The 8460-nt window shown below is 70.2% G+C and carries 1 protein-coding gene, 1 tRNA gene, 1 rRNA gene and 1 pseudogene; 3 read left to right on the plus strand and 1 reads right to left on the minus strand.

The window, feature by feature from the left end:
* Positions 1–75, plus strand: a 5S ribosomal RNA gene (rrf, locus tag MHW47_RS28320); the annotation flags it as partial.
* A 186-nt stretch (positions 76–261) separates the two neighbouring features.
* Positions 262–334 (plus strand) — tRNA-Thr (locus MHW47_RS28325).
* 83 nt (positions 335–417) lie between these two features.
* Here MHW47_RS28325 and MHW47_RS28330 read toward each other — a convergent pair.
* Entirely contained in the window at positions 418–3042 is a 2625-nt protein-coding gene (locus MHW47_RS28330; RefSeq protein ID WP_239226605.1) for a SpoIIE family protein phosphatase, read from the minus strand.
* 401 nt (positions 3043–3443) lie between these two features.
* Here MHW47_RS28330 and MHW47_RS28335 point away from each other — a divergent pair.
* Positions 3444–8294: pseudogene (locus MHW47_RS28335) on the plus strand (HAMP domain-containing protein); the annotation flags it as partial.
* Positions 8295–8460 lie beyond the last annotated feature (166 nt).

Raw genomic sequence — 8460 nt, forward strand, 5'->3', positions numbered from 1 at the left:
AACCCGGAAGCTAAGCCTTTCAGCGCCGATGGTACTGCAGGGGGGACCCTGTGGGAGAGTAGGACGCCGCCGAACTCCTTTTGGAAGAGCCCCGTGCCCTTGTGGCACGGGGCTCTTTCGCGTTTCCAGGACTCTGCCGGCCGGCGTTCCTCCCGGCCCGCCCCGGCCGCCTGCCGGCCCACCTGGGACAGCTCGGCGCAGATGGTTTTGCAGAACCCCCGGATCAGGGTATGCTTTAGCTCGTTGCCGCAGGGCAGCAAGGCCCCAATAGCTCAGTCGGTAGAGCGTCTCCATGGTAAGGAGAAGGTCTGCGGTTCGATTCCGCATTGGGGCTCCGAAAGAAAAGAAAGGCCCCGCCAATCGGCGGGGCCTTTCTTCATGTGCGGGGGAGAGAGCGCGCCTCCCGCCCGGGCCGGATCAGGCCGGGCGGGGTTCCGGCACACGCATCGTCAGGATGGCCATGTCGTCCGAGGGCGGGTCCGCGGCGAAGCGCTCGACCGCCCGGAGGATACGGGCGGCCACCGCACCCGCCGTCAGCCCCGTGCAGTGCGAAAGCACCTCCGCCAAGCCGTCGTCGCCGAGCATGCGCGTGCCCTCCCGGCGCTCCGTCACACCATCCGTCACGCACAACAGCACATCGCCCGGCTCCAGCGTGAACTGCTGCTCGTACAGTTCCAGGTCCTCCATCACGCCCAGCAGCGGCTGCGGGTCCGCCGCGGCCTCCACCGAACCGTCCTGGCGCAACCGCAGCGGCAGCGGATGCCCCGCGCAGACGACCTTCAACAGCGCGCTGCCGTCCTCCTGCGGCCACAGCTCGCCGTACAGCAAGGTGAGGAAGCGGCTCCGGGCCCCCTCGTCGAGGATCGCCGCGTTCAGGCGCTCCAGGACCGCAGGGCCGCCGAAGCCCTCCCGGGCCAGCAGGCGCAGCGCGTGACGGGCCAGGCCCGTGACGGACGCCGCCTCCGGCCCCGTACCGCACACGTCGCCGATGGCGAAGCCGTACGCGCCGTCCCGGATCGGGAAGACGTCGTAGAAGTCGCCGCCGACCTCGTTGCCCTCACCGGCCGCCCGGTAGATGACATCGACCTCCACATTGGGCACGGCCGGCAGGCCCGGAGGCAGCAGGCTGCGCTGGAGGGACTGGCTGATCGCCGTGCGCTCCGAGTACAGGCGGGCGTTGTCCAAGGCCAGGGCGGCCCGGCGGGACAGGTCCTCGGCCAGCTCCAGGATCTCCTGGCGGAAGTGGTCGTCGGACGGCTTGCCGAGCGTCAGCATGCCGATCACCCGGTTCCGGGCGACGAGCGGCAGGACGACGGTCTCGCCGCCCACCGCGGCCGCGGTCGCCAGCGTCGTCCGCGTCGCCGACCCCGGGCCGTCCGGCCCGCCCATCGTGATGGTGCGCATCGAGGTCCGAAGCGCGGCCTCGTGGGCGGCCCGGGACGGAGCGCTCCAGACCCTGGCGCCTGGCGTGGGCACCGGCTCGGGCGGCGAGATCCGGGTGAGCAGGGCCTTGAGCCCGTCGATGCGCTCCTCGTCCTCGTGCAGCACGTAGGACAGCTCCGGTTCCGACGACTGGTCGGCGATCGTGTAGACCGCGCACCACGTCGCCAGCGTCGGGACCGTCATCTGGGCCATCAGCGCCAGCGTCTGATCCCGGTCCAGCGTGCCCGCCAGCAGGTCCGACGCCTCCACCAGGAAGGACAGCGAGCCACGGCGCAGCCGCTCCAGCTCGCCGAGCCGCGCCGACTCGACCGCCAGAGCGATCCGGTCCGCCGCGAACTGCAGGCGCAGCGCCTCCTCGTTCGAGTAGCGCCCCGCCGCTTCGGCGGCGACGCCCAGGGAGCCCGTCAGCCGGCCCTCGACCTTCAGCGGGACCGTGACCACCGAGCGCATCCCGGTGTTGCCGAGCAGCGGGACCGCGCCCGGAACGGCGTCCAGGTCCTCATGCACGGCGGGCATCCGCGCGGAGCCGTACCGTCCCGTGCCGGCCTCCACGGGGACACGGGCGAAGCGCTGGCGGGCGGAGGGCAGACCGGTCGTGGCCCGGACCTCCAGCTCCGTCTCGTCGTCCGTGGCCAGCAGCAGGAACGCGGCGTCCGCGTCGAGCATGTCGCGGGCCCGTTCGACGGTGCGCTGGAGCAGGCCGTCCAGGTCGTCGGGGGCGGGCGAGCCGATGAAGACCTCGAAGGGGTCCGTCTTGCGGCTCTCGGCGGTATCGGAGGCGGGCGCGCGTACAGGAGTCTGGAGCACGGCGCGCTCGTAGTCGCGCACGAGCAGGCAGACCGTCGACGGCTCGCCCTGGGTGTCGCGAACCCGCAGGTGGGAACCGTAGACCGGGATCGTACGGCCGTCGGCGCCGCGGACGCCGTAGCTGCCCTCCCAGCGGGAGAGGCGCAGCGCGTCCGCGAAGCCGGTGCTGGTCCCGGGGGTCTGCGGCCAGGCGGTGAAGTCCGCGAGCTGCTTCCCCATGACCTGCTCCGCCGTGTAACCGAACAGATAGGCGGCGTCGTCGTTCCAGGCGGCGACCGCGCCCTCGCTGTCGATCTGCACGACGGCGACCCGGACGCGCTCGTCCGTGACCGGGAGCATGTCCACCGGCAGCAGCGGGCCGGACGAGCGGACGCCCACCGGGCGGTCAGGAAGATCGAGCTGGAACCAGACATGTTTGCGGGTGGGGGAGTAGTCGACGCCCCACCGGGAAGCGAGCGCCGCACACAGCAGCAGACCCCGGCCGTTCTCCCGCTCGGGACTGCCCAGGTCGAGCCCGGCCGACTGGAGCGGGATCTCCCGTTCCGGGTAGCGGTCGGAGATCTCGACGCGTACGCCGTCCTCCGTGCGCAGGCACAGGACGTCCGCCGCGGTGCCCGCGTGGACGACGGCGTTGGTGACGAGCTCGCTGGTCAGGACCACGGCGTCGTCCACGACGTCGGTGTATCCCCACCCCTGGAGCGTGTCGCGGACAAAGGCGCGGGCCGTCGCTACGGAGCGCGCCACCGGGTCGAAGGTGGCAGCCGCACGCGCCGTGATCACAGCACTCCCCATATGGTGTCTCGTCGCTTCCCCGAGTCCTCTGCCCGTTTGTCGCCGCTTCGATTCGCCTGCCAGGCTAGACGTTCCGCCGGCGCACCGGGCACGCGAGGGCCGACTTCGGACAGGTACGGGCGGGAACCGACGAGGGAGCGACAAGGACGGGCTTCCCCTTGAGGGGATGGGGGACAACCATGGGAGGTTCCACCCCGACCGGTTCCCGCCTGATACGTTTCAACGATTTGACGTCCGCATGGTCACCCGTCGACGGTGGTCTGCGGCGATGAGTCCCGGAAGTTCTGGGAAAGCTCTGGGACGAGGTCCTAGCGAGATGGTCACACCCCTGCGGGAGGGACACGGTGGAGTCTGACGTGGCGGCGCGGGGTTCAGGTGCGCGCAGTAGAGGCGGTCAGTCCGTGAGGAAGCAGCGCCAGGGAACCGTCGAGGTCGACGCCGCGGCGCTGCACAGACTGCTCGCCGGTCTGGTCGCCATGCGCGACGGGAACTTCCGCAGGCGCGTCACGGTCTCCGGCGAAGGGGTCATGGCGGAGCTGGCCGCCGTGTTCAACGAGGTCGCCGACCGCAACTTGCACCTGACGGGCGAGCTGGCGCGGGTGCGCCGCGTGGTCGGCCGCGAGGGCAAGCTCACCGAGCGGCTGGAGACGGGCGCCTGCGAGGGCGCCTGGGCCGCCGCGATCGACGCGTCCAACGACCTGGTGGACGACCTCGCCCGGCCCGTCTCCGAGGTGGGCCGGGTGCTGTCGGCGGTGGCCGACGGCGACCTCGAACAGCGGATGGAGCTGCGCTCCCACACGGCCGATGGGACGGTCCGCCCGCTCCGCGGCGAGTTCCTGAAGGTCGCCCGTACCGTCAACAACCTCGTGGACCAGCTGTCGGCGTTCACCGAACAGGTGACGCGGGTGGCGGTCGAGGTGGGCACCGAGGGCAAGCTCGGCGGCCAGGCGCAGGTGCGGGGGATGTCCGGGTCCTGGAAGGACCTCACGGACTCGGTCAACACCATGGCGTACCGGCTGACCGCGCAGGTGCGCGACATCGCGCTGGTGACGACGGCGGTCGCCAAGGGCGATCTGTCGCGGAAGGTCACCGTCCATGTCGCCGGCGAGATGCTCCAGCTGAAGAACACCGTCAACACGATGGTCGACCAGCTGTCCTCGTTCTCCTCCGAGGTGACCCGCGTCGCCCGCGAGGTGGGCACGGAGGGCGAGCTGGGCGGTCAGGCCGTGGTGCCGGGCGTGGCCGGGGTGTGGAAGGACCTCACGGACTCCGTCAATACGATGGCCGGCAACCTCACCTCCCAGGTGCGCGGCATCGCGGAGGTGACGACGGCGGTCGCCAACGGCGACCTGTCGCAGAAGGTGCAGGTGAGCGCGCGCGGCGAGGTGGCCCAGCTCGCCGAGACGATCAACCAGATGACCGAGACGCTGCGCACCTTCGCGGACGAGGTCACGCGCGTGGCCAGCGAGGTCGGCGGGCAGGGGCTGCTCGGCGGCCAGGCCCAGGTGCCCGGCGCCGCCGGGACCTGGAAGGACCTCACCGATTCGGTGAACACGGTCTTCCGGAACCTGACGATCCAGGTGCGGGACATCGCGCAGGTGACCACCGCCGTGGCCAGCGGTGACATGACGCAGAAGGTCACCGTCGATGTGGCCGGCGAGATGCTGGAGCTGAAGAACACCGTCAACACGATGGTGGACCAGCTCCAGTCGTTCGGTTCGGAAGTGACCCGGGTGGCCCGTGAGGTCGGCGTCGAGGGCCGGCTCGGCGGGCAGGCCGAGGTGCCGGGCGCGGCGGGCACCTGGAAGGACCTCACGGACTCCGTGAACACCGCCTTCCGTAACCTGACCGGCCAGGTGCGGGACATCGCGCAGGTGACGACGGCGGTCGCCAACGGCGACCTGTCGCAGAAGGTCACGGTGGATGTCGCGGGCGAGATGCTGGAGCTGAAGAACACCGTCAACACGATGGTGGCGCAGCTCTCCTCCTTCGCCGACCAGGTGACGCGCATGGCGCGGGACGTGGGGACCGAGGGCCGGCTGGGCGGCCAGGCGCAGGTCGACGGCGTCTCCGGTACGTGGAAGGAACTGACCGACTCCGTCAACTTCATGGCGGGGAACCTGACCTCCCAGGTGCGCCAGATCGCCCAGGTGACGACGGCGGTGGCGCGGGGCGACCTGTCGCAGAAGATCGACGTGGACGCGCGCGGCGAGATCCTGGAGCTCAAGAACACCATCAACACGATGGTCGACCAGCTCTCCGCGTTCGCCGACCAGGTGACGCGGGTGGCCCGCGAGGTGGGTACGGACGGGCGGCTGGGCGGCCAGGCGCGGGTGCCCGGCGTGGCCGGGGTCTGGCGTGACCTGACGGACTCGGTGAACGGGATGGCGGAGAACCTGACCGCCCAGGTCCGCAACATCGCGCAGGTCGCCACGGCGGTCGCGCGCGGTGACCTGTCGCAGAAGATCGACGTGGACGCGCGCGGCGAGATCCTGGAACTCAAGAACACCCTCAACACCATGGTCGACCAGCTCTCGAACTTCGCGGAGCAGGTGACGCGGGTGGCCCGCGAGGTCGGTACCGAGGGCATCCTCGGCGGCCAGGCCGAGGTGCAGGGCGTGTCGGGTACGTGGAAGGACCTCACGCAGTCCGTCAACGGCATGGCCAACAACCTCACCCTCCAGGTGCGCAACATCGCGGAGGTGACGACGGCGGTCGCCAACGGCGATCTCTCCAAGAAGATCACCGTCGACGCCAAGGGCGAGATCCTCGAACTGGTGACGACGGTCAACACGATGGTGGACCAGCTGTCGTCGTTCTCCTCCGAGGTGACGCGCGTCGCCCGTGAGGTGGGTACCGAGGGCATCCTGGGCGGTCAGGCGCGGGTGCGCGGGGCGACGGGCATCTGGAAGGACCTCAGCGACAACGTCAACCTGATGGCCAACAACCTGACCAGCCAGGTGCGGAACATCTCCCGCGTCTCGTCCGCCGTGGCCAACGGCGACCTGACGAAGAAGGTGACCGTCGAGGCGCGCGGCGAGGTCGCCGAGCTGGCCGACACCGTCAACACGATGGTGACGACCCTGTCGTCGTTCGCGGCCGAGGTCACCCGCGTCGCCCGCGAGGTGGGGACCGAGGGCGCGCTGGGCGGCCAGGCACGCGTGCCGGGCGTCTCCGGTACGTGGAAGGACCTCACCGAGTCCGTGAACTCGATGGCGTCCAACCTGACGGGCCAGGTGCGCCAGATCGCCGCCGTCACGACGGCCATCGCCAAGGGCGACCTCACCAAGAAGATCGACATCGACGCGCGCGGCGAGATCCTGGAGCTGAAGAACACCATCAACACGATGGTCGACCAGCTCTCGAACTTCGCGGAGCAGGTCACCCGGGTCGCGCGCGAGGTGGGCACCGAGGGCCAGCTCGGCGGTCAGGCGCGGGTGCGCAACGTGGACGGCACCTGGCGCGACCTCACCGAGTCGGTGAACGAAATGGCCGGAAATCTCACCCGTCAGGTGCGGGCCATCGCGGCCGTCGCCACGGCGGTGACGCGCGGCGATCTCAACCTCAAGATCGATGTGGACGCGGCGGGCGAGATCCAGGCCCTGCAGGACAACATCAACACGATGATCGCCAACCTGCGCGACACCACCGCCACCAACAAGGAGCAGGACTGGCTCAAGGGCAATCTCGCCCGGATCTCCGGCCTGATGCAGGGGCGCCGCGATCTCGACGACGTCGCCTCGCTGATCATGAGCGAGCTGACGCCCGTCGTGTCGGCGCAGCACGGCGCGTTCTTCCTGGCCACCCCGGTCGGCGAGACGGACGCGCTGGCCGGCGAGGGGGAGGGGGCGTACGAGCTGCGCATGCGGGGAAGCTACGGCTACTCCGCCGGTTCCATGCCGACGTCCTTCCGGCCGGGCGAGACGCTGATCGGGACGGCGGCCGAGGAGAAGCGCACGATCCAGGTGGACAACGTGCCGCCGGGCTATCTCAAGATCTCCTCCGGGCTCGGCGAGGCGCCCCCGGCGCATGTGATCGTGCTGCCGGTGCTGTTCGAGGGCAAGGTCCTCGGCGTGATCGAACTGGCCTCGTTCCAGCCGTTCACGCACATCCAGCGGGACTTCCTCAACCAGCTCGCGGAGATGATCGCCACGAGCGTCAACACCATCAGCGTCAACACGACGACGGAGAAGCTGCTCGAACAGTCCCAGGAGCTGACCGAGCAACTGCGCGACCGCTCGCAGGAGTTGGAGAACCGGCAGAAGGCCCTCCAGGCGTCCAACGCCGAACTGGAGGAGAAGGCCGAGCTGCTGGCCCGGCAGAACCGCGACATCGAGGTCAAGAACACCGAAATCGAGGAGGCGCGCCAGGTCCTGGAGGAGCGCGCCGAGCAGCTGGCCGTCTCGATGCGCTACAAGTCCGAGTTCCTGGCGAACATGTCGCACGAGCTGCGTACGCCCCTCAACTCGCTGCTCATCCTGGCGAAGTTGCTGGCGGACAACGCCGAGGGCAATCTCTCGCCGAAGCAGGTGGAGTTCGCCGAGACGATTCACGGGGCGGGTTCCGATCTGCTCCAGCTGATCAACGACATCCTCGACCTGTCGAAGGTCGAGGCGGGCAAGATGGACGTCAGCCCGACCCGGATCGCGCTGGTGCAGCTGGTCGACTACGTGGAGGCGACGTTCCGGCCGCTCACCGCGGAGAAGGGGCTGGACTTCTCCGTACGGGTCTCGCCGGAGCTGCCCGCCACCCTGCACACGGACGAGCAGCGGCTGCTCCAGGTGCTGCGCAACCTCCTGTCCAACGCGGTGAAGTTCACCGACAGCGGGGCCGTCGAGCTGGTCATCCGGCACGCGGGCCAGGAGGTGCCGGACGCGATCCGCGAGCAGTTGCTGGAGGCGGGTTCGCTGCGGGACGCGGACGCCGAGCTGATCGCCTTCTCGGTGACGGACACCGGCATCGGGATCGCGGCCAGCAAGATGCGGGTCATCTTCGAGGCGTTCAAGCAGGCGGACGGCACGACCAGCCGCAAGTACGGCGGCACCGGCCTCGGCCTCTCCATCAGCCGGGAGATCGCCCGGCTGCTGGGCGGCGAGATCCACGCCGCGAGCGAGCCCGGACGCGGCTCCACCTTCACGCTGTACCTGCCGCTGCACCCGAGCGAACTGCCGCCCCAGGGCTACCCGCAGATCGCGCCCGGCCCGGCCGACGGGCCCGCGGGCGCCACGGAGTCCGGCCAGGTGTACGTGCCGGGCACCCCGGACGTCGTGCAGGCTTCGTCGCTTCCGGGCGGCGGGCAGGAGGCCGGGGGCGCGGCGAGTTCGCCGCCTACCTCGACCACGACGACACCTGGCGGGCGGACCATCTCCGGGTGCTGCTGACCGCCTTCGAGGCGGGCGCCGAACTCGTCGCGACCGG

The organism is Streptomyces sp. OfavH-34-F (assembly GCF_022347745.1).
Classification (GTDB): domain Bacteria; phylum Actinomycetota; class Actinomycetes; order Streptomycetales; family Streptomycetaceae; genus Streptomyces.